This window comes from Porphyrobacter sp. MBR-155 (assembly GCF_040547625.1).
In the GTDB taxonomy this organism is placed as follows: domain Bacteria; phylum Pseudomonadota; class Alphaproteobacteria; order Sphingomonadales; family Sphingomonadaceae; genus Erythrobacter.
In genome coordinates this window covers 256,344-281,615 of record NZ_JBEPQB010000005.1, presented here as the reverse complement: position 1 = coordinate 281,615, position 25,272 = coordinate 256,344, and the positions used below count along the sequence as shown (strand labels likewise).

The following is a 25,272-nucleotide window of genomic DNA, read 5'->3' as shown; positions in this document are numbered from 1 at the left end:
CCAGCCATCCAAAGCCCTTCGTCTGGAAGGCGGACCCCGACGAAATCATCGCCGCACGTAACCGGGGGTTCCAAACGTTGGAGTCAATCCACTAGGCGCGGTGATGCTTGTTCTAATTCTCAGAGAGCAACACGAGTGGTCACTACTACCGGAAAGGCTGTTTGCAGATCGACCGAGTGTGCCGTCTGTCCTTCCAACAGGAGGCTGGATTGTTCGCTTTCAGAATCTATCCAATCGCAGATCATGGCCAGTTCAAACCGGCTTACTTATTGTTCATGGTGCTGCGCTGTGGCTTTTAACTCCTCGCTCACTTGATGCCAGCATCACGCATTGGTTCTTTTTCGCGTGTATCGGTTTCGGATTTTTGGGATTGATTTACGGATCGGTTTGGAAATATCGGCAGGCCACCTAAGCAATATCCCATAATGGCCGCTTCCAAGTGCCATCTTCCCCCCAACGGCGAAGGGTGGCGGCCACATCGATTATATCGGCACACGACAAGCGGCCCGCCTCAATATCCGGAAGCACCATCACCTCAACGAACAAGTCAAACGATCCGAACATATACGCCTCGCTTACCCTGACCGCGCCCATGCGTTTATTTAGTACCGAGCGCCGTCCGCAGATTCTCCGTTGTCGGTGCTGGCGTTGCCCCTACCGTAGGGATACCGACCGTGCAATGTGTCACGCCATACTTGCAATCACATTTCACTGTGATACTAACATGGCATGAACACATCATCTATCACACGCGTGCGTGAACTCGTCACATCCGGTGCAATGACTAAGGCCGGGCTCGCCCGTGCCGCTGGTCTCCACGCCAACACCCTGCGTGATTGCACCGAGGATACGTGGAACCCCACCGCCGAAACCCTCGCCAAGCTTGAAGGCTTTCTTATCGCGAATGACGAACGCCCCGTGCTCGCCAGCATCGAGGAAATCATCGATGAGGCGCGGAACGGGCGGATGTATATCCTCGTCGACGATGAAGACCGCGAAAATGAAGGCGATCTGATCATCCCCGCGCAGATGGCGACCCCGCAGGCGATCAACTTCATGGCCACGCATGGCCGCGGGCTGATCTGCTTGGCGCTTGCCAAGGCACGTGTCGATCACCTCAACCTGCAACCGATGAGCCGCAACAACAAGGAATCGATGCAGACCGCCTTCACCATCTCGATCGAGGCAAAGGAAGGCGTGACCACCGGCATTTCGGCGGCTGACCGTGCGCGCACCATTTCGGTTGCGATTGATGCTGCCAAGGGGCCTGACGATCTTGTGACACCGGGACACGTTTTTCCGCTGATGGCACGCGAAGGTGGAACGCTGGTGCGCGCCGGGCATACCGAGGCAGCGGTCGATATTTCACGGCTGGCCGGGCTCAACCCTTCGGGCGTGATCTGCGAGATCATGAACGAGGATGGGACGATGGCCCGGCTCGATGATCTGGTGACATTCGCCCGGCGGCATGATCTCAAGATCGGCACGATCCGCGATCTGATCGCCTACCGGATGCGCAATGATCATCTGGTTGAGCGGTTGAACGAACGCGCTTTCACCTCAGATTACGGCGGCCAGTGGCGCATGATCACCTATCGCGACCGGGTGGCCGGTAATGAGGCCTACGTTCTGCAAAAAGGCCACGTCGTGCCTGGCGAACCCACCCTCGCCCGCGTTCACCCGATTTCGGTGTTTGACGATGTGCTGGGCCAGCCCGGCCCGCGAAAACGCACGCTGCAACGCGCGATGCAAGCGATTGGAGAGCATGGCTCGGGCGTAATCGTGATCCTGACTGGGCGCGTGGGCACTGGCGAATGGCAGCACGACGAGGAACTGCGCAATATCGGTATCGGTTCGCAAATCCTTGTTGATCTGGGCGTCAGCGACATGGTGCTGTTATCGAACAGTCGCCCTGATCTCGTTGCGCTTGAAGGTTATGGCCTTACCATCACCAGTCACCAACCCATTCCGGAGTAAGCTTGCATGGCCCGTATCCTGATCGTCGAAGCACGGTTCTACGCACACCTTAACGATATGCTGATTGCCGGGGCCAAGGCCGCGTTGGCGGGTGCCGGGCATGAGGTCGAGGTGCTGACTGTGCCCGGAGCGCTGGAAATCCCCGGCGCCATCGCAATGGCTGCGGAAAGCGGCGGATATGACGGCTTTGTTGCCATCGGCGTTGTGATCCGGGGTGAAACCTATCACTTCGAAATCGTCGCCGGTGAAAGCGCCCGCGCGATCATGGCCTTGACGATGGACGGGATTGCCATCGGCAACGGCATTCTGACGGTGGAAAACGAGGCACAGGCGCTCGAACGCGCTGACCCTGCGCAAAAGAACAAGGGCGGCGAGGCGGCCAAGGCGGCACTTGCGTTGCTCCAGTTGCAAAAGCGGTTCGGGCATTGAAGCGCTGACCCGTAGGGTTCTGGTTTCACGGACATAAACTGTCCCATTTTGACCGACTACGTAGTTTCCCTCTGTTGATTTCCGTAAGCTATTAACGCGATACCCGACCAGATTAAGCTGTTGCTCGCCGGTCGCACGGGATAGCAGTTACGTGCAGCCAGCTTCAGGATATCACAGTGACAAATGACAAAGCCGCGTTATAGGAGCAACCCGACCTGCATCACATTATCGCCAAACTGGAAAAACAGCTCACCGAGCTAGATCGGATGGGTGCTCTTATTGGTGCCGCGCATCTCGATGCGGCGATCCAGCACCTCAGACTTGGACAAACGCGGCGATCAGTGCTATAGATTTAGTCCCAATAAAATCGGGGTCTTACAGGGCCAGATTTACGGCGGGAAAAGAACGCAATGCGTATTTCCCCTTAAAGCCAAGCACGGCTAGCCACGCTAGCTCTGATCCGTGTTCCAACGTAGTTCTTTTGCTTCAACGGCTCCGGCACGGAGACTGGCATATGGATAACCCCATAGCGCCTGACAGCGTCGATTCTGATGGATCGGTCACCGCCGTTTCGGCTTTCAGATTGCAACCGCTGGCAGATGAGCTGGTGGCAATTGCCGCAAGGTTGCGTGATGTGGCTGACTCCGCCCCGGAGGCAGGCACTACGCCGGCCAGCGCACAGGATCGTGCGCCGCGTTCGGATCGTCGCCATCTCGTGCTGGCCCGGAAAACCTATAGCCTGCGCCGCAAACGCGCCGTGATTTTCGGCAACCCCGAATTATTCGGTGAACCGGCCTGGGATATTCTGCTCGACCTCTTCATCGCGCAGGCAGAGGGCAAGCCGGTTTCGGTTTCGAGCGCGTGCATCGGATCAGCTGCGCCAGCGACCACTGGGCTCCGTTGGCTCGGGGTGCTTGCCGATGAAGGGCTGATCGTGCGTGAGAATGACTCCGGGGACAACCGCCGCGTGCTGGTGCGGCTGAGCAACACCGGCGTTAAGGCGATGGAACGGTTTTTTGACGCGGTTGAGGCGAGCCTGTAAGCCCTCCCCGAAGTCAGCACCGCCCGCCGAAACAGCCCTTGCCCGCAAATGCTGCGCTGTCGCCCAGTTCTTCCTCGATGCGGATCAACTGGTTGTACTTGGCAAGCCGATCCGAGCGCGCCAGCGATCCCGTCTTGATCTGTCCGCAATTGGTTGCCACCGCGAGGTCAGCGATGGTCGCGTCTTCGGTCTCACCCGAACGGTGGCTCATCACGCAGGTGTATCGCGCGCGGTGCGCCATATCGACCGCCGCGAGCGTCTCGGTCAGCGTCCCGATCTGATTGACCTTGACCAGCAGCGAATTGGCGAGACCCTTGGCGATACCATCAGACAGGCGCGCGGGATTGGTGACGAACAGATCATCCCCCACCAGCTGAACCTTGTCGCCAATCTTGGCAGTCAGCGCCGCCCAGCCTGCGAAATCATCCTCGCTCATGCCGTCTTCAATCGAACGAATCGGGTAATCGTCACACAGCTTGGCAAGGTAATCGGCCATTTCTTCACCCGACAGGCTCAGCCCCTCGCCCGAGATTTCATAGCGGCCGTTTTTGAAGAACTCGGTGGCCGCGCAATCCAGCGCCAGCACCATGTCCTCACCCGGGGTAAACCCGGCCTTGGTGATCGATTCCATGATGAAATCAAGCGCCGCACGGGTGCTGGCGAGATCGGGCGCGAACCCGCCTTCGTCGCCAACGCTGGTAGCCAGGCCTTTTTGTGCGAGGCCTTTTTTCAACGTGTGGAACACTTCCGAGCCCCACCGCACGGCTTCGGCGATGCTGTCCGCACCGACCGGCATGATCATGAATTCCTGAATGTCGATCGGGTTGTCGGCGTGTTCGCCGCCATTGATGATGTTCATCATCGGCACCGGCAGCAGGTGAGCAGACACACCGCCAAGGTAGGAATAGAGCGGCAGGCCGCGCGCATTGGCCGCCGCCTTGGCGACTGCCAGACTGGTGCCAAGGATGGCATTGGCACCAAGCCGCGCCTTGTTGTGCGTGCCGTCGAGAGCGATCAGCGCAAGGTCGACATCGCGTTGATCCTCGGCATCGAAATTGTCGATCAGCAGGTCGCGGATTTCACTGTTGACCGCTTCGACCGCCTTCAACACGCCCTTGCCGAGATAACGCGCAGCATCGCCGTCGCGCAGTTCAACCGCTTCGTGCGCCCCGGTCGAGGCACCCGATGGCACCGCAGCGCGCCCAAAACTGCCGTCTTCCAGCAGCACATCAACCTCAACGGTAGGGTTTCCGCGGCTGTCGAGAATCTCGCGTCCGTGCAGGTCGATGATGGCGGTCATGTTTGGCTCCGGCAGGAATGTGTTGTAGAATGATAAGACACTTTGCACGGCATGATTCTGCGATTTGCCGCGCGTATGAAGCCCCTAAGCGCCTGATCGAAAGGGCGCAAGCGGGCGGCGCTGAGCAGCAGGACGAAATGGAGATTGGACAACCTTATGGCTGATACGACCCCTCAGAAACCGACTGACCCGAAATCGACCGCCGCGAAGGCGCGCAAGACCCCGGCTAGCCCGGCCAAAGGCGGCGCTACCAAGGCCAAGGGCCCGACCAAGGCGGCACCGCTCAAAACCGCGGCCACCGCCAAAAGCGCTGCCCCGGCTGCTGAAGCGAAAAGCCGTTTCAACGCCGCGCTCGAAGAAGCAAAGGCTGGCGCTGCTGCCCTGCGTGCCGAGGCCGAAACCCGGCTCAGCACTGTCGGCGAACAGGCCAAGGGCAAAGGCACCGATCTGGCCGCCGAGGCCAAGCACTATAGCGAACAGGCACTGAGCAAGGCGGGCGAATTGGCGGTCGAAGGCAAAAAGACCGCCAGCGATGCTATCGCCTCGATCGGCAAAGTGGTGGGCGATAGCGCGGTGCAGATCGACGAGAAGCTGGGCGAACAATATGGCGATTATGCCCGCAAGGCCTCGCGCACACTGGCTGAAACCTCGGCCAAGCTCGAAGCCAAAAGCGTTGAGGAACTGGGCGAAGATGCCCGTGAAATGGTGCGCAAAAGCCCCGGCGTGGCGGTGGGCATTGCCGCCGTGGTCGGTTTTTTCATCGCCCGGCTGTTTCGCGGAAAGCGGGGCTGATCGCGGGTTGGTGCTGGCGGTAGCAGGTCATGGACAATCCCGAACCCGGCCCGCTGCCTTCGCCACAGGATGATAGCGCTGATCCGGCCACAAGCCCGGACGGCGATCCCGGCGAAGACAGTAACAGTTTCGACAGCCTGCGCGATGACATCACCGCGCTGGTCGATGACGCGCGCACCTATGCCGAAGCGGAAATCGTCTTCCAGAAAACCCGCGCTGGTCTGGCGAGCCGAAAAACGGCCCGGGCGCTGGCGCTGTTGGTGCTGGCATTGGTGCTGCTCCACATCGCCCTGATCGCGCTGGCCGTGGGCGCGGTGATCGCGCTGGCTCCGCTGGTGACGATCTGGGGCGCGATTGCGATTGTCGTCGGGGTGCTGCTGGCAGGCGTTGCTGCGCTGGTATGGGCCGCGCGCGGCAATGGCAAGGCCGTGGCGGCGATGTTCGTATCGGACGGTGGCGCATGACCGACCTACCCGATCGCTACATCGAAGACCGCGCGCTGCGCGATGCCGCCCGCGCTGTGGTGCTTGCGGATATTGAGCGGCTGCGCGCCAGTATTGGTGAAGAAGGGATCGCCAGTCGCGTGTCATCGGGGGTCAGTTCGACCATTTCTGGCCGCATCCGGGCCGGCGCGCGCGATGTGCTGGCACAGGCCACGGCGCAAGCCAGCGATCACAAGGGCGCGCTGGCGCTGCTGCTGGGCGCGATCATCCTGTGGTTTTCGCGCGGGCCGATCCTCGATTGGCTCGACGATTTTAACAGCTCAGACGAAGACAGCGAAGCCGAGCCTGCCCCCGTGGCAGCTTCCGAAGGAGACCCCGAATGACTGATCAGCCCAGCATCCTTGCCGATAGCAAGCGCGATAGTCTGCGCGCCCGGATCGAAGCGGCCGAGCGTCGCAATGCCGAACGTTCGCTGGCTGACAATGCCCGTGCGGCGGCGACGGCTGCGGCGGATTATACCCGCGCCCATCCGCTTGCGGTGATCGGCGGCGCGCTGGCGATTGGCCTTGCGATCGGATTGCTCACCCCCCCCGGTCGCCGAGCGGTCAGCAACGCGGCGGCGAGCGCGACTTCCGGCATCAAGACCATGACGGCGCGGGGAGGATCGCAGATCGGGACATTGCTGGGAAAGGCGGCGGTCGGCTATATCATGGCGCTGATCGATGATGCGGTGCAGACCGCCCGCACCGGGCAGGAACGGGCCGGTGAGTTGGGCGATGCCGCATCGGCGCAGGCCCGCAAATTGAAGTCAGGCGCAGCGCAAGCCGCTGGTGCAGCGGCGGGAAAATCGCGCAGTCTGGCACGCGACACCCGCAGCAAGGCCGGGCGCATGGTGAACGACCTGCGCACCAAGACCAAAGGGTAGAAGCCCCCTCCCCAGCTTGCAGACTTGTCCCTGTCGCTCGAAGCGTTAAAGGGGGCACAACCTTCCTCCCCAAAGGCTGATATCATGGCAGAAACCACCCCCGACCAACGGCTCCACCTCGTGATGGGCGGCCGCGTCAAAGACCCGCGCGGGTTTGAATTCCAGGACCCGGAAAGCCTCCACGTCGTCGGCGTTTTCAGTTCTTATGACGCCGCCGTCGATGCGTGGCGCGCTCAGGCCCATCGCACCGTCGACGATGCCGAAATGAAATATGTGGTGGTGCACATCCACCGCTTGCTGACGCCGGAAGAATAAGGGCGCAGGGTTCCCCCTTGCCAATGTTTCACGTGAAACACGCTGCCCGAACGCCCCAAGAAGGGGTCTAGCATGGGTCTAACCCACCTCAACGCCCCCCAAACCCGCGCACAGGCAGGCCGCTGCGCCGACAAGCCCTCAGATGAACTCGATCTTGTCGACGTGGTAGAACCGCTCACCCGATGGCACGGTGACTTCGATATCGTCACCCACCTGCCTGCCGATCAGCGCACGCGCGAGTGGTGAGCTGTAGGAAATACGCCCCTTTTTCGCATCGGCTTCGGTCTGGCCGACGATCTGGTAACGGATCGGCTTGTCCTCTTCATCGAGCAAGGTCACGGTCGCGCCGAAGATGATCTTGTCACCCGACAGGGTCGCGGGATCGATGATCTGCGCCCGGCTGACCATGCCTTCGATTTCGCCGATCATCGCTTCGACCTGGCCCTGGCGTTCCTTGGCGGCGTGATATTCGGCGTTTTCCGAAAGATCGCCATGGGCGCGCGCCTCTTCGATGGCTTCGACGATTTTCGGGCGTTCCTCACGCAGCACCTTGAGGTCGGCAGTCAGCCGCTCATACCCCTCGGCCAGCATCGGAACCTTTTCCATCGTCGCCATCTTTCTGTTCTTTCTCTTCGTTTCTCGGACACTTGACCTGCGATAGAGAAGAAAAGCCTGTTAGCCGCCCGATCCGCACGGCTGAAGGCTCTTTCAATTTCGGGGAGCAGCGTCAGTTATTGGCTATAATAGTCCTGCATTGATCGGACTTCAAGCTGATCGGGATGGATCGCCGAAATCGCCGCCGCCACCGCCACCGATGCGGCCGCCGTGGTGTAATAGGGCACCTTGCCCGAAAGCGCCGCCATGCGGATCGATTTGCTGTCCATCAGCGATTGCCAACCTTCGGTGGTGTTGAAGATCAGGGCGATATCGCCATCGATGATCTTGTCGACGATATGCGGCTGGCCTTCGGCCACCTTGTTCACCCGTTCAACTGGCAGCCCCTGTTCGGCAAGGTAGCTTTGCGTGCCGCCGGTAGCGATGATGCGGAAGCCCTGATCGATCAATTGCCGCACCGCCGGGACAATCACGGCCTTGTCGGTGTTCTTGACCGAGACGAACACCGTGCCTGAACGCGGCGGCACCATGCCTGCGCCCAATTGCGATTTGAGGAAGGCTGCTTCGAAGCTGGTATCAATCCCCATGACCTCGCCCGTCGATTTCATTTCCGGGCTGAGCGCCGGATCAGCGCCGGGGAAGCGTGCGAACGGGAACACCGCTTCCTTCACCGCCATGTAGGGCAGATCGCGCTTGAACGGCGGGAATGCGGCGAGCTTTTCACCCGCCATTACCCGCGCGGCGATTTTCGCGACCGGCTGACCGATGGCTTTGGCGACAAACGGCACGGTGCGGCTGGCGCGCGGGTTGACCTCGATCAGGTAAACATCACCATCCTTCACTGCGAACTGGATATTCATCAGCCCAACCACGCCCAGCGCGTGCGCCAGCGCTTCGGCCTGGCGCTCCATCTCCGCGATAATTTCCGGCGGCAGCGAATAGGGCGGCAGGGTGCAGGCGGAATCGCCCGAATGGACGCCCGCCTCCTCGATATGCTGCATCACGCCCGCGATCCGCACTTCATCGCCATCGCACAGCGCATCGACATCGCATTCGATCGCGTCGCGCAGATATTGGTCGATCAGCACCGGGCTATCCCCCGACACGTTCACCGCAGTAGCGATGTAGTTATCGAGCTGCGCTTCTGAGTCGACAATCTCCATCGCCCGCCCGCCGAGCACGTAGGATGGGCGCAGCAGCACCGGATAGCCGATGCGGGCGGCCACCGCCGCGGCCTCATCGCGGCTGCGGGCTATACCGTTATCGGGCTGGCGCAGTTTCAGCTTGTTCACCAGCTTGGCGAACCGTTCGCGGTCTTCGGCCAGATCAATCGCATCGGGCGATGTGCCAAGGATCGGGATCCCCGCATCCTCCAACGCCTGCGCCAATTTGAGCGGGGTCTGCCCGCCAAACTGCACGATCACGCCCACCAGCTCGCCATTCTGCTGTTCGACGCGCAGGATTTCGAGCACGTCTTCAGCTGTCAGTGGTTCAAAATACAGCCGGTCTGACGTGTCGTAATCGGTCGATACGGTTTCGGGGTTGCAGTTGATCATGATCGTTTCGAACCCCTGTTCCGCCAGCGCGAAACAGGCGTGAACGCAGCAGTAATCGAACTCGATCCCCTGTCCGATCCGGTTCGGCCCGCCGCCAAGGATCACGACCTTGCGCCGGTCTGACGGGGCCGCTTCGCACTCAGGCTCGCCAAAGCTGGGGGCTTCATAGGTCGAATACATATAGGGCGTGATCGCCTCGAACTCGGCGGCGCAGCTGTCGATCCGTTTGAACACCGGGGTGACGCCCAGCTTGCGGCGCAGCGCGCGCACTTCGTCCTCGCTGGTCGCGCCCGCCATGGCTTGCAGCGCATCGTGGAGCAGGCCAGACCGCTTCGCCTGCGTTTCGCCCATGCCCCCCGCCACGCCGACCGAACGCACGGCGAGTGTGGCAAGCCGCTTGTCGGAAAAGCCCATCGCCTTCAACCGCCGCAGGCCCGCCGCATCGCGCGGCAAGCCATCGGCCTGCACTTGCGCTTCGGCGGCGATGATCGCTTCGATCTGGCGCAGGAACCATGGGTCGTAAAAGGTAACGGCGGCGATGTCTTCAACGCTCATGCCTTCGCGGAACGCTTGGCCGACCTTGAGCAGCCGGTCAGGCGTGCGGCGCGACAATGCGGCGGTGATCACGTCGCGCGGCTGGCCTTCCAATTCGGGCACGCGGTTGAAGCCATCAAGCCCCGTTTCCAGCCCACGCAGCGCCTTCTGCATCGATTCGGCAAAGCTGCGGCCAATCGCCATCACCTCGCCAACCGATTTCATCGCGGTCGCCAGATCGGTCGCCGCGCCCTTGAACTTTTCAAAGGCAAAGCGCGGGATTTTGGTGACGACGTAATCGATGGTGGGTTCAAAGCTGGCAGGCGTTGCCCCGGTGATCTCGTTGGTCAGCTCATCCAGCGTATAGCCAACCGCCAGTTTCGCCGCGACGCGGGCGATGGGGAAGCCGGTGGCCTTGGACGCCAGCGCGGATGAGCGCGACACGCGCGGGTTCATCTCGATCACGATCAACCGCCCGTCCTTGGGATTGACCGCGAATTGCACGTTGGAACCGCCGGTTTCCACCCCGATTTCGCGCAGGCAAGCGATGCTCGCATTGCGCATGATCTGGTATTCCTTGTCGGTCAGCGTCAGCGCCGGGGCGACGGTGATGGAATCGCCGGTGTGCACCCCCATCGGATCGACGTTTTCGATGGCGCAAATGATGATCGCGTTATCCTTGCGGTCGCGCACCACCTCCATTTCAAACTCTTTCCACCCGAGCAGCGATTCTTCGATCAGCACTTCGGTGGTGGGCGAGGCATCGAGTCCTTCGCGCACGATCTGGTCGAATTCAGCCTTGTTATATGCAATCCCGCCGCCGGTGCCGCCAAGGGTGAAGCTGGGCCGGATGATCGATGGCAGGCCGGTGCGTTCAAGGATCACGCGCGCTTCTTCAAGCGTGTTGGCGATGCCGCTGCGTGCGCTTTCCAGCCCGATGGCAGTCATCGCATCGCGGAACCGCTGGCGGTTTTCCGCCTTGTCGATCGCGTCGGCCTTGGCCCCGATCATCTCCACGCCATATTCGGCCAGCACGCCCATTTCATCGAGCTTGAGCGCGCAGTTCAGCGCGGTCTGTCCGCCCATCGTCGGCAGCAGCGCATCGGGCCGTTCCTTGGCGATGATCTTGGCGACGATATCGGGCGTGATCGGCTCGATATAGGTGGCGTCGGCGAATTCCGGATCGGTCATGATCGTCGCCGGGTTGGAATTGACGAGGATGACGCGGTAGCCCTCCTCCTTCAACGCCTTGATCGCCTGCGTGCCGGAGTAATCGAACTCGCACGCCTGCCCGATGATGATGGGCCCGGCGCCGATGACGAGGATCGAGGAGATGTCGGTTCTTTTGGGCATTAGTCGCCTTTAAACAGTGCTACCGCGCTAACAAAAAGCGCAAAAAATGAGATCCAATCACTTCTTGGAATTGCAGATATCTTCTCTCTCCATGTCAAAGAGCGGCTGCTTTCCATAAGGTTGTCTGCCAAAGCGATCCCGTCGTCGGTAATGCGCAAGAGAGTTGCACCGGGACGATCATCGTCTCTGACGATTAATGCGAGTCCGTTAGCGTGTAGGCGACGGGCACTCGAAAGACCTTCAGAAGGTCCAAGGTCGCCAATCGCTTGGTTTAAAAGCTGCCCCACTTCCCCGGGGTTTGCTTTGAAGTGATTGCCTTTCCTAAGTGCGATCAAGAGCGCTTTGTCGTGTATATTCAGGTTCATGTCGCCCTCTCTGCAAAACCACGATACACCCAACGAATAGCCAGCCCGACGATGTACAAGAGAAGAGCAACCATAGAACCCTGCCAGGCTCCCCAGATCAGACCGCGATAAGTGGTGCAGCTAAAACGGGCTTCCCAGCCAGCTGGAGCTGGTTCATCAAACACGAAATTTGGGGGTGGCGGAGGAACTCCAGCTTCAGCTTCGCCATTATAAGCGGCGGCATCTGATAGCGTCTCTTGAACCACCCCTTCTTTTGCACATCCTGCATCGTGTTCAATTTTAGTCCTAGATTCATTTCGGTTGAAGACCGTCTGAAAATCACTCTCGGTCGATGCGAGGCCAACGAAAACAAGAATCACGAGTCCCGTCGCCACGATCCAGCTTCGCGCCCAACCCCCGAGCCGCCTCACCCCAGCCCCCCCACAAACTTCTCGAACAGGTAGAAGCTATCCTGCGGACCCGGCGAAGCTTCAGGGTGATACTGCACGGCAAAGGCCCGCTTGCCCTTGATCGCAATCCCGCAATTCGTCCCATCGAACAGTGACACATGGGTCTGCTCGACATTCTCCGGCAGGGTTGCCGCATCCACCGCAAAACCGTGGTTCATCGAGGTGATCTCGACCAGACCCGAAGTCTCCCCCCAGCCCTCGCCAACCCTCTGCACCGGATGGTTTGCGCCGCGGTGGCCCTGGTGCATCTTGATCGTCTTCGCGCCTGCCGCCAGCGCGAGCAGTTGGTGGCCCAGACAGATGCCGAAGATCGGCATGTCAGCATCCAGCAGCGCCTTGATCACCGGCACCGCATATTCCCCCGTCGCCGCCGGATCGCCGGGGCCGTTGCTGAGGAACACGCCGTCGGGTGCCAGCGCCATTACCTCGTCAAACGAGGTCTTGGCCGGCACCACCGTCACCCGCGCACCGGCCTTCACCAGATTGCGGAAAATATTGTCCTTCGCCCCGTAATCGATGGCGACCACGTGGGGTAAATCTGAACCCGTTCGTGCTGAGCCTGTCGAAGCACCGTTCTTTTCCTCAGAAGAAAAGGACGACCCTTCGACAAGCTCAGGGTGAACGGCGGTAATGGCGGGTTTTGACCAAGGTGCGCGGCCATAGCCCTTGCCCAGTTGCCACGCGCCGCCGCCCCACTGCTCTTCAGCATCGCGGGTCACACGCACCGCCAGATCCATCCCCTCAAGCCCCGGCCATTCGCAGGCGCGCTTTAGCAGCGCTTCGATATCGAACTTTCCGTCCGGCGCATGGGCGATCACCGCGTTGGGCGCGCCCGATTGGCGGATGCGGCGGGTCAGCGCGCGGGTGTCCACGCCTGAAAGGCCGATCTTGCCATTGCGGGCCATCCATTCAGCGAATTTCTCGATAGAGCGGAAACTGGAAGGCTCGGTCACGTCCTCACGCACCACGCAGCCGACTGCGCCTTCAACCTTGCTCTCCACATCTTCGGCATTGGCGCCGACATTGCCGATATGCGGGAAGGTGAAGGTGACGATCTGCGCGGCGTAGCTGGGATCGGTCATCACTTCCTGATAGCCGGTCATCGCGGTGTTGAAGCACACCTCGCCCACCGACGATCCAACCGCGCCAAACCCCCGGCCCCAGATCACCGTGCCATCGGCCAGCACAAGGCAGCCCGTCGCCCCGGAAGGTTGCGCGCGGAAAGATGCGGGGTCGGCCATTGGGGGCGCTCCGTTCCAGTAAAAAGCCAGCGATGTTGCTAAGTTTTGCCCGCTAAGCCCCCCAGCCCTCCGCGTCAACCTAGGCGTGGCAGTTGATTTGCGTTAGAGGCGCGGCGCTTCATTCCATCCACAGGAAACACGCCATGATCCGTGATGACATCAAATCCGCCACCATCGCCGCGATGAAAGCGGGCGAGAAAGACCGCACCGCCGCGCTCCGCCAGATTTCCGCAAAGATCAAGGATCGCGATATCGAGGAACGCACGTCTAACAAGCCGACCCCGGATGATGAACTGGTGGTCAGCGTGCTCCAGAAAATGGCCAAGCAGCGGCGCGAATCGATCGAGATGTATGTCGCCGGCGGGCGTGAGGAACTGGCGGCGGTGGAGCGCGCCGAACTCGCGGTGATCGAGGAATTCCTGCCGCAGATGATGAGCGAGGCCGAAACCATCGCCGCGATTGAGGCTATCAAGGCCGAAACCGGCGCTTCCACCATCAAGGATATGGGCACGGTGATGGGCGAACTCAAAGCCCGCCACGGCGCGGTGCTGGATGGCAAACTGGCGAGCGGGCTGGTGAAAGCGGCGCTTTCCTGATCTCTCATTCCGTTCGCCCTGAGCCTGTCGAAGGGCTGCTTTTCCTTTTTAGACGTCGGTTGGAAAAAGAAGGACAGTGCTTCGACAAGCTCAGCACGAACGGATGTTGTTTCCACACCGGGTGCACATGATCCTGGTGCCTCACCTCGACACGAACGGAAACGGGGATCAATAGTCGCCCATGGCCATCACCCCGCAATGGAAGGACGAACTGCGCGCGCGGATCACGCTGTCCACGCTGGTGATGCGCAGCGTCAAACTGACCCGTGCGGGGCGCGAATGGAAGGGTTGCTGCCCGTTCCACGACGAAAAGACGCCGAGTTTCTACGTCAACGATCAGAAACAGTTTTATCACTGCTTTGGCTGCGGGGCGCATGGCGATGCGATCAGCTGGATGGTCGATCACGCCGGGCTGCAATTCATGGACGCGGTCAAGGAACTGGCGGCGCAGGCCGGGATGGAAGTCCCCGCGCCCGATCCGGTACAAGCCAAACGCGCTGAACAGCGCGCCAGCCTGATCGACGTGACCGATGCCGCGCAGGCGTTCTATGTCGAAACCCTCGCCGGGCCGGGCGGCAAGGCGGCGCGCGACTATCTGGAACGGCGCGGGTTCGCACCTGCGGTATGCCGCGAATTCGGATTTGGCTGGGCACCCGATGACCGGCAGGCATTGCCCAACGCGCTCCCTCAATTCGGCGAGGATATGCTCGAAGCGGCCGGGATGCGCGCCGCCAACGAAGCGGGCGAGCATTACGACCGGTTCCGCGGTCGGGTGATGCTGCCGATCCACGATGCGCGCGGGCGGGTGATCGCGTTCGGCGGGCGGATCCTCGACAAGCGAGAAGGCGTGGCGAAATATTTGAACTCGCCCGACACCGAATTGTTCGACAAGGGCCGCACGCTCTACAACCTCCACCGCGCCGCGCCCGCTGCGCGCCAGAGCGGGCGGGTGGTGGTGGTTGAAGGCTATATGGACGTGATCGCGCTCGCCAATGCGGGGATCGCCGATGTGGTCGCCCCGCTCGGCACGGCGCTTACCGAAATGCAGCTTGAGCTGTTGTGGCGCATGGTCGATGCGCCAGTGCTGTGTTTTGACGGCGATGCGGCGGGCCAGCGCGCGGCGATGCGGGCGGTTGCGCGGGCGCTGCCGATGCTGGCACCGATGCGTTCGCTGAGCATTGTGCGGCTGCCGAGCGGGCTTGATCCCGATGATTTGCTCCGCGCGCAGGGCAAGGGCGCGATGGAACTGCTGCTCGATAACCCCGCAAGCCTGATCGAAACGCTGTGGCAGTTTGAACGCGATGCGCAGCCGCTCGCCACGCCAGAGGCGAAGGCGGGGTTGAAGGCGCGGCTGATGGCGCATGTTGAAACCATCGCTGATCCCGAGGTCAAGGGCCTCTATCGCCGCGAACTTGGCGACCGGTTTTCAGCCTTTGCCTATCCGCCGCGCGCGCCGCGCCAATCGCCCCAACCCGGCCAGCGCGGCCCGTGGCGCGGCGGTCAGCCAGTGCCGCAGCGCCTGTCTGATGATGCGCGCGCGCGGCTTTCCGGCATGATGGCGGGCGGCCAGCGCCAGGGCCTGCTCACCGCTGTCATCGCGGGGCTGACCCGCCATCCGCAAGAGATATCCCGCCATGCCGAGGCCCTGTCGCGGCTCGCCCGGCATGACCGCGAAGCCGCACCTTTGATCGAATCGCTGTTCGAACTTGCAGAAACGCTTGATTCGGACGGCGCACTCGCCATATGCAGCGCGCAAGGTCAACCTGCCCCGCCGGCAGATATCCGCTACGCCTTCCTTGATGAAGGCCATGATCCCGGCGCCGCGTGCGAGGAACTGGCTGAAGCTGTGTCGCTGCTGGTCGAAAAACCAGCCTTGGAGGCTGCGCTTGCGGCCACCATTGCCCGTTTCGACAATGATCCGGAAGGGTCGTTTGTCGAACAGACCCGTTTGCGCGCGCAGCTCAGTGCAATTGAAGAACGCCTCAAGGCCTTCGGACGCCGGAAAGCGGCTCCGCTGGCGACGGGTGAAAACACCGCCTGAACAGCGGGTATGGGATTAACGGGCGGCGCCGCGCGACCACACAGCGCGCAACCGCCGGGCAACGGATTGATATTGAAATATGGCCGAAAAAGAAGACGCCCCGCTGATCGATCTCAACGAGGCTTCGATCAAGAAGTTGATCAGCAAGGCAAAAAAGCGCGGCTATGTCACCTATGACGAGCTGAACGAGGCGCTGCCATCGGGCGAGATGAGCCCCGATCAGATCGAGGATGTCCAGACCGCGCTCAGCGAAATGGGCGTGCAGATCGTCGAAAATGACGAGGATGCCGAAGCTGAATCCGATGGCGAGGAGTCTGAGGTCAAAGGTATCGCCGATGACGATAATGATGACGACGACGACGATGATGACAGCGACAAAAAGGGCCCGAGCAAAGACGCGCGGGCGGGCAACAAAAAGCTCGTAACCGGCGAACGCACCGATGATCCGGTGCGGATGTATCTGCGCGAAATGGGCGCGGTTGAACTGCTCAGCCGCGAGGGCGAAATCGCCATCGCCAAGCGGATCGAGGCCGGGCGCGACATGATGATCATGGGCCTGTGCGAAAGCCCGATCACCTTTCACGCCATCATCCAGTGGTCAGAAGCGCTGAACAATGGCGATATGCAACTGCGCGAAATCCTTGATCTGGACGCGATGCTGTCCAAGGAACCGCCCGCCGACAAATTGGCCGAGGGCGCCGAAGATGATGACGACGACGGCGAAATCTCCGAAGCCACCGCCGGCCCGACCATCCGTGAGGACGACGAGGTAGAGGACGAGCCCGAAGCATCCGACGATGATGACGAGGACGGCGAAGGTAGGCCCAAACGCGAAGAGGAAGAGGAGGAAGACAACACCCTCTCCCTCGCGCAGATGGAAGCCGCGCTGAAGCCCGAAGCGCTTGAAACCTTTGCCCGCATCACCAAGCTGTTCAAGGATTTTGAAAAGCTCCAGCGCGACCGGGTCGAAACTCTGGCGGAGGGCGATGATTTCCCGAAAGCCAAGGAAAAGAAATACGAAACCTTGCGCGAAGACCTCACCGCCGAGGTTGAAAGCGTGCAGTTCCACGCGACCAAGATCGAATTTCTGGTCGACAATCTCTATGCCTTCAACCGCCGCCTGACCACGCTGGGCGGGCAGATGCTGCGTCTGGCCGAACGTCACAAGGTCAAGCGTATCGACTTTCTCAACGCCTATGTCGGCAACGAGATGGACGATGGCTGGATCAAGGAACGCGCCAAGAAGGACAAGAAATGGGCCGCCTTTGCCGAGCGCGAAGACGCCGCGATTGAACGCATCCGCGCCGAAATCTCCGATATCGCCGCACAGACCGGGATGAGCCTCACCGAGTTTCGCCGCATCGTCAACATGGTGCAGAAAGGCGAGCGTGAGGCGCGCATCGCCAAGAAGGAAATGGTCGAGGCAAACCTGCGTCTGGTGATTTCGATCGCCAAGAAATACACCAACCGCGGCCTGCAATTCCTTGATCTTATTCAGGAAGGCAATATTGGACTGATGAAGGCGGTCGACAAGTTCGAATACCGCCGGGGTTACAAGTTCAGCACTTACGCGACGTGGTGGATCCGGCAGGCGATCACCCGCAGCATCGCCGATCAGGCCCGCACCATCCGCATTCCGGTGCACATGATCGAAACGATCAACAAACTGGTGCGCACAAGCCGCCAGTTCCTGCACGAAGAAGGCCGCGAGCCGACGCCTGAGGAAATGGCCGCGCGTCTTTCCATGCCGCTGGAAAAAGTGCGCAAGGTGATGAAGATCGCCAAGGAGCCGATCAGCCTTGAAACGCCGATTGGCGACGAGGAGGATTCGCACCTCGGCGATTTCATCGAGGACAAGAACGCGATCATCCCGGTCGATGCCGCGATTCAGGCGAACCTCAAGGAAACCGTCACCCGCGTGCTGGCGTCCCTCACCCCGCGCGAAGAACGCGTGCTGCGGATGCGGTTCGGGATAGGGATGAACACCGATCACACGCTCGAAGAAGTCGGCCAGCAATTCAGCGTGACCCGCGAACGTATCCGCCAGATTGAGGCGAAAGCGCTGAGGAAGCTCAAACACCCGAGCCGCAGCCGCAAGATGCGGTCGTTCTTGGATCAGTAATAATGAAACGCCCCGCTTCGGCGGGGTTTTTCATGTCTCGCACACATCAGCGATTTCGTCGAAAAGCCGCCCCCTAGGGGTGGAGAATCGCTGTCTCAGCGCCTATGTGCCTTGCATGCGTATCGCCATAGCCTCTGACCACGCCGCCATTGAGCTCAAGACCGAGCTTGTCGAATGGCTCATCGAAGACGGGCACGAGGTCGCTGACCTTGGCCCCGAACCGGGGGTCAGCGTCGATTACCCCGATTACGGCTACCGCCTCGCGGAAGTTATCGCCGAAGGGGCGGCGGAATTCGGCGTTGCCTTATGCGGCAGCGGGATCGGCATTTCGATCAGCGTCAATCGCCATCCGCAGGTGCGCTGCGCTCTGGTATCAGAGCCGCTCTCAGCCGCCCTTGCCCGCGAACATAATGATGCCAATTGCATCGCATTAGGCGCGCGGCTGATCGGGAGCGAGATGGCCAAATCCTGCGTCGCCACCTTCCTCGACACCGAATTTGCCGATGCAGGCGACCCTGCCGGACGCCATCAGCGCCGCGTCGGCAAGCTTGGCAAGCCCCCGTTCCTGCCCGATCATATCGAGACCCATCAATGAGCACTGCCCCTGCTGATTTTGCCGCCCGCACGACGACCCTCATGGACGGGTTCTGGCACAATGATCTTGCCACCGCCGATCCGGAAATCGCCGCTGCGGTTGCCAAGGAGCTCGCCCGGCAGCGCGACAAGATCGAACTGATCGCGTCGGAAAACATCGCAAGCCGCGCGGTGCTTGAGGCAGCGGGCAGCGTGTTCACCAACAAATATGCCGAGGGCTATCCGGGTAAACGCTATTACGGCGGCTGCGACTATGCCGATGTGGTCGAAACGCTGGCAATTGACCGCGCCAAGCAATTATTCGGCTGCAATTTTGCCAATGTGCAACCGAACAGCGGCTCGCAGATGAATCAGGCGGTGTTCCTCGCGCTGCTCAATCCCGGCGATACCTTCATGGGACTGGATCTCAACTCTGGCGGACACCTGACCCACGGTTCGCCGGTCAATATGAGCGGCAAGTGGTTCAACCCGGTTTCTTACGGCGTGCGTCAGGATGACGAGCGGATCGACATGGAAGCGGTTGCCGCCACCGCGCGCGAGCACAAGCCGAAGCTGATTATCTGCGGCGGCACGGCCTATTCGCGCACCTGGGATTTCCCCGCCTTCCGCGCGATTGCGGATGAAGTGGGCGCGGTGCTGCTGTGCGATATGAGCCATATCTCCGGGCTGGTTGCAGGCGGCGCGCATCCATCGCCCTTCCCGCATTGCGACATCGTTACTTCGACGACGCATAAATCCCTGCGCGGCCCGCGTTCGGGGATCATTCTGTGGAATGACGAAAAATACACCAAGCCATTGAACATGGCGGTGTTCCCCGGCCTGCAAGGCGGCCCGTTGATGCACATCGTCGCGGCCAAGGCGGTGGCATTCCGCGAGGCTTTGCAGCCCGAATTCAAAACCTACGCCCACCGCGTGGTCGAAAACGCCCGCGCGCTGGCGGCCAGTCTTGAAGACAACGGGTTGAGGATCGTGTCGGGCGGCACCGATAACCATTCGATGCTGGTCGATCTCACCGCAAAAGACGTGACCGGCAAGGATGCTGAAAAGGGCCTCGACAGGGCGTGGCTCACCTGCAACAAGAACGGCATCCCGTTCGACACCCGATCACCCTTCGTCACCAGCGGCATCCGGCTCGGCACTCCGGCAGGCACCACCCGCGGTTTTGGCCCGGGAGAGTTTCGGACCATTGGCAAGTTAATCGCCGAAGTGGTTGATGGACTCGCCAAAAACGGCCCCGAAGGCGATGCGCAGATCGAACAAAGCGTGCGCCAGCGGGTCAGCACACTGTGCGCCGCCTTCCCCGTCTATCCCGGCCTGTGAGAGGGCACCGACCATGAACGAGTCTGATCCCCGCAAGACCCCCGATTGGGTCGAAGATGCCAAGGCTGAAATCTCTGGCATGGCTAAGGAAGGCGTTCACCATCCTTCGACCAAGCCGGTGCTGACCGGCGCGGCGATCGGCGCTGTCGCCGGGATGATCCTGCCGGTGGTGTCGTGGCCGTTGGGACTTGCTGTTGGCGCAGGCTTTGCCTTCTACCAGCGGATCAAGAAGTAACCATCTGAATGCGCTGCCCCTTTTGTGCCCATGATGATAGTCAGGTCAAGGACAGCCGCCCGACCGAGGATAACGCCTCGATCCGGCGGCGGCGGCAGTGTTCGTCTTGCGGGGCGCGCTTCACCACCTTTGAACGGGTGCAACTGCGCGAGGTGGTGGTGGTCAAATCCGGAGACCGCCGTGAACCGTTTGACCGGTCGAAACTGGAACATTCGGTCGCGCTTGCCTGTCGTAAGCGCGGGATTGAACAGGAACGGCTCGATCAGCTGATTTCAGGCATTCAGCGGCAGGTTGAAACCTCGGGTGAGGCGGAAGTGCCATCGGCGCATATTGGCGAGCTGGTAATGGAAGGCCTGCGCCAGATCGATTCGGTCGCCTATATCCGCTTTGCCAGCGTCTACCGCGATTTCTCCGAAGCGCGCGATTTCGAGGAATTCGCCAGCACGGTGCAGGACGCGGCGAGGGACTGACGTGCCAAAAACTGACAGGACTGGCAGCCTCAACACCCCGGTGATCGTGCTCGTGCGCCCGCAATTGGGCGAAAATATCGGCAAGGCGGCGCGCGCGATGCTCAATTTCGGGCTGACAGAGCTGCGGCTGGTGACTCCGCGCGATGGCTGGCCCAATCCTTCGGCTGGCCCGGCTGCTGCGGGGGCGGACATCGTTCTGGAACAGGCCAGGGTCTATACCACCACTGCCGAGGCCGTCGCCGATTGCGCCCATGTCCACGCCACCACGGTGCGCAAACGCGGCGTGACCAAACCGGTGATCGGCCCCGATGAGGCCGGGCGGCAGGTGCACGCGCTGGCCGGACGCCACGCGATTTTGTTCGGGCCGGAACGGTCGGGGCTGGAAACCGAAGACGTGGCGCTGGCCCGCAATATCATCACGGTGCCGATCAATCCCGAATTTGCCTCCCTCAATCTGGCGCAGGCGGTGATTCTGGTGGCCTATGAATGGTCGCGGATGGGGCGCGAACTGGCGGGCGCGGATGCGGCGCTGGTGCAGCCCACGGTCGAAGATGTGCTGCCCCCCGCCCCGCAGGAAGAACTTGACGGGCTGATCGCGCATTTTGAGGAATTGCTTGAACCGCGCGGTTACTTCCTGCCCCGAGGCCGCGCGGAAACGACCCACCGCACCTTGCGCGGGATGCTGACGAAACCGGGCTGGAACCATCTGGAAGTGCGCACCTTGCGCGGCATCCTCACCACGCTGAGCCGCACCCGGCGGGACTGATTGCACCCGCGACAAGGCTTGACCTTGCGCCCCATCCTGCTATGCGCGCGCCTTCGCAATTGGCCCTGCACCCCGGTGAAGCAGTGGCCGCGTCAGGCATCTCGGTCTGGCGGTGCGATGCCGGGTTGAACGCTCACCAATGGGGTGGGCCAGCAAAATTGAAGGATACGACTTATGTCGAAGCGCAAAAGCGCCAAGTATAAACTTGACCGTCGGATGGGCGAAAACATCTGGGGTCGCCCCAATTCTCCGGTGAACAAGCGTGCCTACGGCCCCGGCCAGCATGGTCAGCGGCGCAAGGGCAAAATGAGCGATTTCGGTCTGCAGCTGCGCGCCAAGCAGAAGCTGAAAGGCTATTACGGCGACGTCACCGAAAAGCAGTTCAAGCGCACCTATTTCGAAGCGTCGCGGATGAAGGGCGATACCAGTCAGAACCTGATTGGCCTGCTCGAACAGCGGCTCGACATGGTGGTGTACCGCGCCAAGTTTGCACCGACGATCTTCTCAGCGCGTCAAGTTGTAAGCCACGGACACATTTATGTGAACGGTGTGAAGTGCAACATCGCCTCGCGCCGCGTATTGGTGGGCGACGTCATCAGCCTCGGCAGCAAGGCCAAGGAAATGGCGCTGGTGATCGAAGCGCAAAGCCTGGCTGAACGCGACGTTCCCGATTACGTCATGCCCGATGGCACGGACAAGGTGACTTTCACCCGCGTGCCCAAGCTCGACGAAGTGCCTTACCCGGTGACGATGGAACCGAACCTGGTGGTCGAATTCTACTCGCGCTGATCCGCAGACTTCACGCCAATCGCTTTGCATGGGGCGGCCCTTTGGGGCCGCCCTTTCGCGTTTGGGGAGCGCTTGATACTGATGTCAACACGGGCCTTGAGCATTTCCAGCGCTTGATGCGTCAGTATCTCAGCGCGCTGGTAAAATGGGCGCTGGTTGCCCGCGCTCTGTTTGCATGTTAGCGGACGCAACAAAGGAGACATTAGTTGCGTAATTTTCACGCCCTATCGGCGACCCTGATTCTGCTTGCGTCCGCAACGGCTTTAACCCCCGGTTTGGCCCAATCCGACGGAAGTCAGGAGAATGATTCGAAATCTTCCAGCGAGCCATCCAAGGTGGAGGCCGAGGCGAAGGACGATGAAATGGTGTGCCGCAAAATCGCGTTAACCGGAACGCGGGTGGGGCAGCGGGTCTGCCGGACCAGAGCGCAGTGGGATGCCGTGGCAAAAGCCGCTCGTGAAAGCGCCAACACGCTGAAGGATGCCGGCGGGGTCAATACCACTCCTTCGCCCGGCAATTAATCCGCGCGCTTCGCGGCATTCTCTGACCCTAGGGTCAGGATCTATTAACCCCTGATCCGGTCCCATTCGGCCAATTCATAGGCGATCGAGCCTTCGACAAGCCGTTCCCAGATGTCCGCGATCACGTCACCGGGCAGCCCGCGTGCTTCACCCTCGGCCACGGCGGCGGCGATGACGCTGGCCTTGCGCGCTTCATCCCTCACCGCATCGCGGCTGTCCTTGATCCGGGCGGCGGCGCGCATGTAGCCAAACCGGGTCGCCAACAACGCCACCAATTCACGGTCAAGCGCATCAACCCCAGCGCGCACTTCGATCATGGTGGTGTAGTCTTCAGGGCTTACGCAGGTTTCGTTCATCGCATAGGCCCTAAGCGGTGCAGACCGGATTTGTCGAGTGCCTTCCGGCACATTCAACCGCCGCGGCCAAGCGCCTCATCAAGAAAGCGGCCAATCGTGGCAAGCATGTCGGTGCGGGCCTTGCTGTCGCCAAGTCCGTGCTGGAGATCCTCGTATTCGTGATAGATGACCGGCCGGCCCGCATCCTTCAGCGCTTTTTCCATCGCCTGTGAGTGCCGCACATCAACATTGAGATCGCGGGTGCCGTGGAACAGCGCCACGGGAGCCGCGAATTTTTCGGCATGGCGGAGCGGGCTGCCCGCAGCGACATGCGGCCCCTCCCCGATAAAATCGCTCACCAGGCGGGAACTGGTATAATGGCGGGCGTCGTTCTGGAGGTAGGCCAGATCAGTCACCGGCGCGATAGCCACCACCGCCTTGAACAGTGAGGGATCGAGCACCTGTGACTGTAGTGCGGCATAGCCACCATACGACCATCCGGCGATGGCCAGTTGATCGGGCGCGGCAATGCCTTCGCTGACCAGCCAGCGCCCGGCGTCATTGACATCGCCGATTGCAACATCCCACGCTTTGAAACCGTTGCGTCCGTACCAGTCCTCGCCATAACCTGACGATCCCCGGTAATTGGGCTGGAGCACGGCATAACCGCGCGCGGTGAAGAACTGTACCAGCCAATCAAACCCCCATTCGTCGCGCGCCGCAGGGCCGCCATGCGGCATGACAATGGCGGGCAGGTTCTTGCCATCAGACCCCGGCGGCAGGGTAAGATAGGCCGGGATCTGCGTTCCGTCCGCCGCCGGATAGGTCACCGGCTGCATCCGGCCCATCTTGCGGTCAGCAAGGTCGCCGCGCACCGACAGGATGGGTTCGAGCGTGCGCTTGCCCTTGTCGAACAGGTAAACCATGCCCGGTTGCGTGTCGCTTGAAGCGATCAGCAGCAATTGCTGTTCGTCGCTGCTCGCGCCAACGATGTTGATGATCGGCTGATCGGGCAATGCCTTGCCAAGGTCGGCTGCCAGCTTGGCGAGTTCCGGGCTGAAATAAGTAATCTGACGCTTTTCGGTGGCGAAGCTCGCCCCCACCACCCGGCGCTGACGTCCGATGCGGATCAGCGCGTCAACATCGACATCATCGCGCGCCATCAGCAGCTTGCCCTGCCCGCTGCCATCGAGCGCAAATTCGGCGATGGCATTATAGCCATTGTTGCCGACGAAGCCGATCGCGACGTTGCGACTGCTGTCGACCGACAGCGGCGAGAACCACGCGACGCCCTTTCCCTCGATCGCAAGATTGTCGAACGCCTGCCAGCCACTGCTGCCCTGCGACCGATAGAAATAGTCATACTTGCCCGTCAGCCGCCCGTTTCCATCGTAGCGCGCGCGCACCTTGACCCGCACCTGACCAGTCTCGTCGGCAATATAGCGCTGCGCGGCGGGGTCGGGTCGTTCGCGCGTGCGGCGCTTGGCCGAGGTAACATCAACCAGATCAACGCCCAGCCCCGAATCGCGATTGGCAGTCCGCGTACCGGTGGAAAATTCCTCAACCGATTGGCGTGACATCAGAATTTGGCCCTGTTCGCCGCCGACATCGAGCGCGAGCACATCTCCGCCCTGCTGCACAAAGGCGAGCGCCGCGCGGGATTGCCGTTTGCTGAGTTCCCTGATTTCACCGCCATCGGCGTTGATTGCGAACAGCCGGTCAAAGGGAACCAGAATGCCGTCGCCACCTTTGGCCATGCCTGAAACCAGGCAGACAAGGCGGGTGTCGCTGGCCCATTCGCACTGTTCGAGATCGCCGATCTTCTCGGAATTGACAACAATCTGCCTGACCTGCGCATCGCCTTCCAGGTCAATGACGTTCAGCAGCTCGATGTGTTCCGGCCCGGCGGCGACAAAGGCAATTTTGGTCCCTGACGGCGAAAGCGAAATATCGAGCACGGTTTCGCGCGCGCCGAACAGGGCGGCAACCGCATCCACATCACTACCCTGTGCCGTTGCCGGGGCTAGAGCACCTGCGATACCGCCAAGAACCAAAGCTACGCTAATCGCCAGTCTGCTGGCCCTGCGTTGTATCCTCATGATGATGCCCCCTTATTCGCGGGGCGAGGCTAACCGATCCTGCGCGTG

General features: G+C 61.2%; 26 protein-coding genes. 18 read left to right on the top strand and 8 right to left on the bottom strand.

Features of this window, described 5'->3' with window-relative positions; all coding sequences use genetic code 11:
• The first annotated feature begins 729 nt into the window (after positions 1–729).
• The 3 genes from ribB (at position 730) to ABIE62_RS07775 (ending at position 3,448) form a co-directional block, all read left to right on the top strand.
• Positions 730–1,977: a 3,4-dihydroxy-2-butanone-4-phosphate synthase gene (gene ribB / locus ABIE62_RS07785; protein ID WP_354324960.1), complete on the top strand. Its 1,248-nt coding sequence runs from the start codon at positions 730–732 to the stop codon at positions 1,975–1,977.
• A gap of 6 nt (positions 1,978–1,983) precedes the next feature.
• A complete protein-coding gene (gene ribH, locus ABIE62_RS07780; protein ID WP_354324958.1) occupies positions 1,984–2,406 on the top strand; it encodes a 6,7-dimethyl-8-ribityllumazine synthase in 423 nt (140 codons plus the stop codon).
• Between the two features lie 514 nt (positions 2,407–2,920).
• Positions 2,921–3,448, top strand: coding sequence for a MarR family winged helix-turn-helix transcriptional regulator (locus tag ABIE62_RS07775; protein WP_354324956.1), 528 nt, complete (start codon positions 2,921–2,923; stop codon positions 3,446–3,448).
• A 13-nt stretch (positions 3,449–3,461) separates the two neighbouring features.
• Here ABIE62_RS07775 and eno read toward each other — a convergent pair whose 3' ends face one another.
• Positions 3,462–4,748 (bottom strand): phosphopyruvate hydratase, encoded by a 1,287-nt coding sequence (eno, locus tag ABIE62_RS07770; protein ID WP_354324954.1) that lies wholly within the window; start codon positions 4,746–4,748, stop codon positions 3,462–3,464.
• Positions 4,749–4,904: 156 nt separating this feature from the next.
• Between eno and ABIE62_RS07765 the strand changes: the two genes are divergently transcribed.
• From ABIE62_RS07765 to ABIE62_RS07745, 5 genes are all read left to right on the top strand, one after another.
• Positions 4,905–5,540, top strand: a complete 636-nt coding sequence (locus ABIE62_RS07765) for a hypothetical protein (protein WP_354324952.1) — start codon at positions 4,905–4,907, stop codon at positions 5,538–5,540.
• Between the two features lie 29 nt (positions 5,541–5,569).
• Positions 5,570–6,004: a phage holin family protein gene (locus tag ABIE62_RS07760; RefSeq protein ID WP_354324950.1), complete on the top strand. Its 435-nt coding sequence runs from the start codon at positions 5,570–5,572 to the stop codon at positions 6,002–6,004.
• Positions 6,001–6,366: a hypothetical protein gene (locus tag ABIE62_RS07755; protein WP_354324948.1), complete on the top strand. Its 366-nt coding sequence runs from the start codon at positions 6,001–6,003 to the stop codon at positions 6,364–6,366. Before ABIE62_RS07760 ends, ABIE62_RS07755 begins: the two co-directional genes overlap by 4 nt.
• Positions 6,363–6,908, top strand: coding sequence for a hypothetical protein (locus tag ABIE62_RS07750; RefSeq protein WP_354324946.1), 546 nt, complete (start codon positions 6,363–6,365; stop codon positions 6,906–6,908). Before ABIE62_RS07755 ends, ABIE62_RS07750 begins: the two co-directional genes overlap by 4 nt.
• Before the next feature lie 84 nt (positions 6,909–6,992).
• On the top strand, positions 6,993–7,223 hold the full coding sequence (locus tag ABIE62_RS07745) for a DUF4170 domain-containing protein (RefSeq protein WP_354324944.1): 231 nt from the start codon (positions 6,993–6,995) through the stop codon (positions 7,221–7,223).
• 138 nt (positions 7,224–7,361) lie between these two features.
• Here ABIE62_RS07745 and greA read toward each other — a convergent pair whose 3' ends face one another.
• The 5 genes from greA to carA all read right to left on the bottom strand — a co-directional run bounded on the left by greA (position 7,362) and on the right by carA (position 13,336).
• Positions 7,362–7,838, bottom strand: a complete 477-nt coding sequence (gene greA / locus ABIE62_RS07740; protein ID WP_354324942.1) for a transcription elongation factor GreA — start codon at positions 7,836–7,838, stop codon at positions 7,362–7,364.
• 116 nt (positions 7,839–7,954) lie between these two features.
• Positions 7,955–11,281 (bottom strand): carbamoyl-phosphate synthase large subunit, encoded by a 3,327-nt coding sequence (carB, locus tag ABIE62_RS07735; protein ID WP_354324940.1) that lies wholly within the window; start codon positions 11,279–11,281, stop codon positions 7,955–7,957.
• Positions 11,281–11,646 (bottom strand): hypothetical protein, encoded by a 366-nt coding sequence (locus tag ABIE62_RS07730; RefSeq protein ID WP_354324938.1) that lies wholly within the window; start codon positions 11,644–11,646, stop codon positions 11,281–11,283. The genes carB and ABIE62_RS07730 overlap by 1 nt, the downstream gene beginning before the upstream one ends.
• Complete coding sequence (locus ABIE62_RS07725) at positions 11,643–12,020, bottom strand: hypothetical protein (protein WP_354324937.1); 378 nt, start codon at positions 12,018–12,020, stop codon at positions 11,643–11,645. Before ABIE62_RS07725 ends, ABIE62_RS07730 begins: the two co-directional genes overlap by 4 nt.
• Positions 12,021–12,052: 32 nt before the next feature.
• Positions 12,053–13,336 carry a glutamine-hydrolyzing carbamoyl-phosphate synthase small subunit gene (gene carA / locus ABIE62_RS07720; protein WP_354324936.1) on the bottom strand — a complete coding sequence of 428 codons (1,284 nt, stop codon included), beginning with the start codon at positions 13,334–13,336 and terminating at the stop codon, positions 12,053–12,055.
• A 143-nt stretch (positions 13,337–13,479) separates the two neighbouring features.
• Between carA and ABIE62_RS07715 the strand changes: the two genes are divergently transcribed.
• From ABIE62_RS07715 to ABIE62_RS07670, 10 genes are all read left to right on the top strand, one after another.
• A complete protein-coding gene (locus ABIE62_RS07715) occupies positions 13,480–13,932 on the top strand; it encodes a GatB/YqeY domain-containing protein (protein ID WP_354324935.1) in 453 nt (150 codons plus the stop codon).
• 181 nt (positions 13,933–14,113) lie between these two features.
• Complete coding sequence (gene dnaG, locus ABIE62_RS07710; RefSeq protein WP_354324933.1) at positions 14,114–15,973, top strand: DNA primase; 1,860 nt, start codon at positions 14,114–14,116, stop codon at positions 15,971–15,973.
• A gap of 79 nt (positions 15,974–16,052) precedes the next feature.
• A complete protein-coding gene (rpoD, locus tag ABIE62_RS07705; RefSeq protein ID WP_354324931.1) occupies positions 16,053–18,095 on the top strand; it encodes an RNA polymerase sigma factor RpoD in 2,043 nt (680 codons plus the stop codon).
• Positions 18,096–18,210: 115 nt separating this feature from the next.
• Positions 18,211–18,690 (top strand): RpiB/LacA/LacB family sugar-phosphate isomerase, encoded by a 480-nt coding sequence (locus ABIE62_RS07700; RefSeq protein WP_354324930.1) that lies wholly within the window; start codon positions 18,211–18,213, stop codon positions 18,688–18,690.
• Positions 18,687–20,009: a serine hydroxymethyltransferase gene (gene glyA, locus ABIE62_RS07695; protein ID WP_354324928.1), complete on the top strand. Its 1,323-nt coding sequence runs from the start codon at positions 18,687–18,689 to the stop codon at positions 20,007–20,009. Before ABIE62_RS07700 ends, glyA begins: the two co-directional genes overlap by 4 nt.
• 13 nt (positions 20,010–20,022) lie before the next feature.
• On the top strand, positions 20,023–20,244 hold the full coding sequence (locus ABIE62_RS07690; RefSeq protein WP_354324927.1) for a hypothetical protein: 222 nt from the start codon (positions 20,023–20,025) through the stop codon (positions 20,242–20,244).
• Positions 20,245–20,252: 8 nt separating this feature from the next.
• Complete coding sequence (nrdR, locus tag ABIE62_RS07685; protein WP_354324925.1) at positions 20,253–20,714, top strand: transcriptional regulator NrdR; 462 nt, start codon at positions 20,253–20,255, stop codon at positions 20,712–20,714.
• A gap of 1 nt (position 20,715) precedes the next feature.
• A complete protein-coding gene (locus ABIE62_RS07680) occupies positions 20,716–21,480 on the top strand; it encodes an RNA methyltransferase (protein WP_354324923.1) in 765 nt (254 codons plus the stop codon).
• A 174-nt stretch (positions 21,481–21,654) separates the two neighbouring features.
• Entirely contained in the window at positions 21,655–22,269 is a 615-nt protein-coding gene (gene rpsD / locus ABIE62_RS07675; RefSeq protein WP_354324921.1) for a 30S ribosomal protein S4, read from the top strand.
• Between the two features lie 275 nt (positions 22,270–22,544).
• A complete protein-coding gene (locus ABIE62_RS07670; RefSeq protein WP_354324920.1) occupies positions 22,545–22,790 on the top strand; it encodes a hypothetical protein in 246 nt (81 codons plus the stop codon).
• Positions 22,791–22,834: 44 nt separating this feature from the next.
• On the opposite strand, the gene ABIE62_RS07665 is transcribed toward ABIE62_RS07670, so the two are convergent.
• Together ABIE62_RS07665 and ABIE62_RS07660 are read right to left on the bottom strand one after the other, a co-directional pair.
• The gene (locus ABIE62_RS07665) at positions 22,835–23,146 is read right to left on the bottom strand and encodes a chorismate mutase (RefSeq protein WP_354324919.1); all 312 of its coding nucleotides are present in this window, start codon (positions 23,144–23,146) and stop codon (positions 22,835–22,837) included.
• Positions 23,147–23,199: 53 nt separating this feature from the next.
• On the bottom strand, positions 23,200–25,224 hold the full coding sequence (locus ABIE62_RS07660) for an alpha/beta hydrolase family protein (RefSeq protein WP_354324918.1): 2,025 nt from the start codon (positions 25,222–25,224) through the stop codon (positions 23,200–23,202).
• Positions 25,225–25,272 lie beyond the last annotated feature (48 nt).

What these genes read in the sequence shown, in the direction of transcription:
- ribB (WP_354324960.1), top strand. Translation starts at nt 730, where the DNA reads ATGAACACATCATCTATCACACGCGTGCGTGAACTCGTCACATCCGGT.
- ribH (WP_354324958.1), top strand. Translation starts at nt 1,984, where the DNA reads ATGGCCCGTATCCTGATCGTCGAAGCACGGTTCTACGCACACCTTAAC.
- ABIE62_RS07775 (WP_354324956.1), top strand. Translation starts at nt 2,921, where the DNA reads ATGGATAACCCCATAGCGCCTGACAGCGTCGATTCTGATGGATCGGTC.
- eno (WP_354324954.1), bottom strand. Translation starts at nt 4,748, where the DNA reads ATGACCGCCATCATCGACCTGCACGGACGCGAGATTCTCGACAGCCGC.
- ABIE62_RS07765 (WP_354324952.1), top strand. Translation starts at nt 4,905, where the DNA reads ATGGCTGATACGACCCCTCAGAAACCGACTGACCCGAAATCGACCGCC.
- ABIE62_RS07760 (WP_354324950.1), top strand. Translation starts at nt 5,570, where the DNA reads ATGGACAATCCCGAACCCGGCCCGCTGCCTTCGCCACAGGATGATAGC.
- ABIE62_RS07755 (WP_354324948.1), top strand. Translation starts at nt 6,001, where the DNA reads ATGACCGACCTACCCGATCGCTACATCGAAGACCGCGCGCTGCGCGAT.
- ABIE62_RS07750 (WP_354324946.1), top strand. Translation starts at nt 6,363, where the DNA reads ATGACTGATCAGCCCAGCATCCTTGCCGATAGCAAGCGCGATAGTCTG.
- ABIE62_RS07745 (WP_354324944.1), top strand. Translation starts at nt 6,993, where the DNA reads ATGGCAGAAACCACCCCCGACCAACGGCTCCACCTCGTGATGGGCGGC.
- greA (WP_354324942.1), bottom strand. Translation starts at nt 7,838, where the DNA reads ATGGCGACGATGGAAAAGGTTCCGATGCTGGCCGAGGGGTATGAGCGG.
- carB (WP_354324940.1), bottom strand. Translation starts at nt 11,281, where the DNA reads ATGCCCAAAAGAACCGACATCTCCTCGATCCTCGTCATCGGCGCCGGG.
- ABIE62_RS07730 (WP_354324938.1), bottom strand. Translation starts at nt 11,646, where the DNA reads ATGAACCTGAATATACACGACAAAGCGCTCTTGATCGCACTTAGGAAA.
- carA (WP_354324936.1), bottom strand. Translation starts at nt 13,336, where the DNA reads ATGGCCGACCCCGCATCTTTCCGCGCGCAACCTTCCGGGGCGACGGGC.
- ABIE62_RS07715 (WP_354324935.1), top strand. Translation starts at nt 13,480, where the DNA reads ATGATCCGTGATGACATCAAATCCGCCACCATCGCCGCGATGAAAGCG.
- dnaG (WP_354324933.1), top strand. Translation starts at nt 14,114, where the DNA reads ATGGCCATCACCCCGCAATGGAAGGACGAACTGCGCGCGCGGATCACG.
- rpoD (WP_354324931.1), top strand. Translation starts at nt 16,053, where the DNA reads ATGGCCGAAAAAGAAGACGCCCCGCTGATCGATCTCAACGAGGCTTCG.
- ABIE62_RS07700 (WP_354324930.1), top strand. Translation starts at nt 18,211, where the DNA reads ATGCGTATCGCCATAGCCTCTGACCACGCCGCCATTGAGCTCAAGACC.
- glyA (WP_354324928.1), top strand. Translation starts at nt 18,687, where the DNA reads ATGAGCACTGCCCCTGCTGATTTTGCCGCCCGCACGACGACCCTCATG.
- ABIE62_RS07690 (WP_354324927.1), top strand. Translation starts at nt 20,023, where the DNA reads ATGAACGAGTCTGATCCCCGCAAGACCCCCGATTGGGTCGAAGATGCC.
- nrdR (WP_354324925.1), top strand. Translation starts at nt 20,253, where the DNA reads ATGCGCTGCCCCTTTTGTGCCCATGATGATAGTCAGGTCAAGGACAGC.
- rpsD (WP_354324921.1), top strand. Translation starts at nt 21,655, where the DNA reads ATGTCGAAGCGCAAAAGCGCCAAGTATAAACTTGACCGTCGGATGGGC.
- ABIE62_RS07665 (WP_354324919.1), bottom strand. Translation starts at nt 23,146, where the DNA reads ATGAACGAAACCTGCGTAAGCCCTGAAGACTACACCACCATGATCGAA.
- ABIE62_RS07660 (WP_354324918.1), bottom strand. Translation starts at nt 25,224, where the DNA reads ATGAGGATACAACGCAGGGCCAGCAGACTGGCGATTAGCGTAGCTTTG.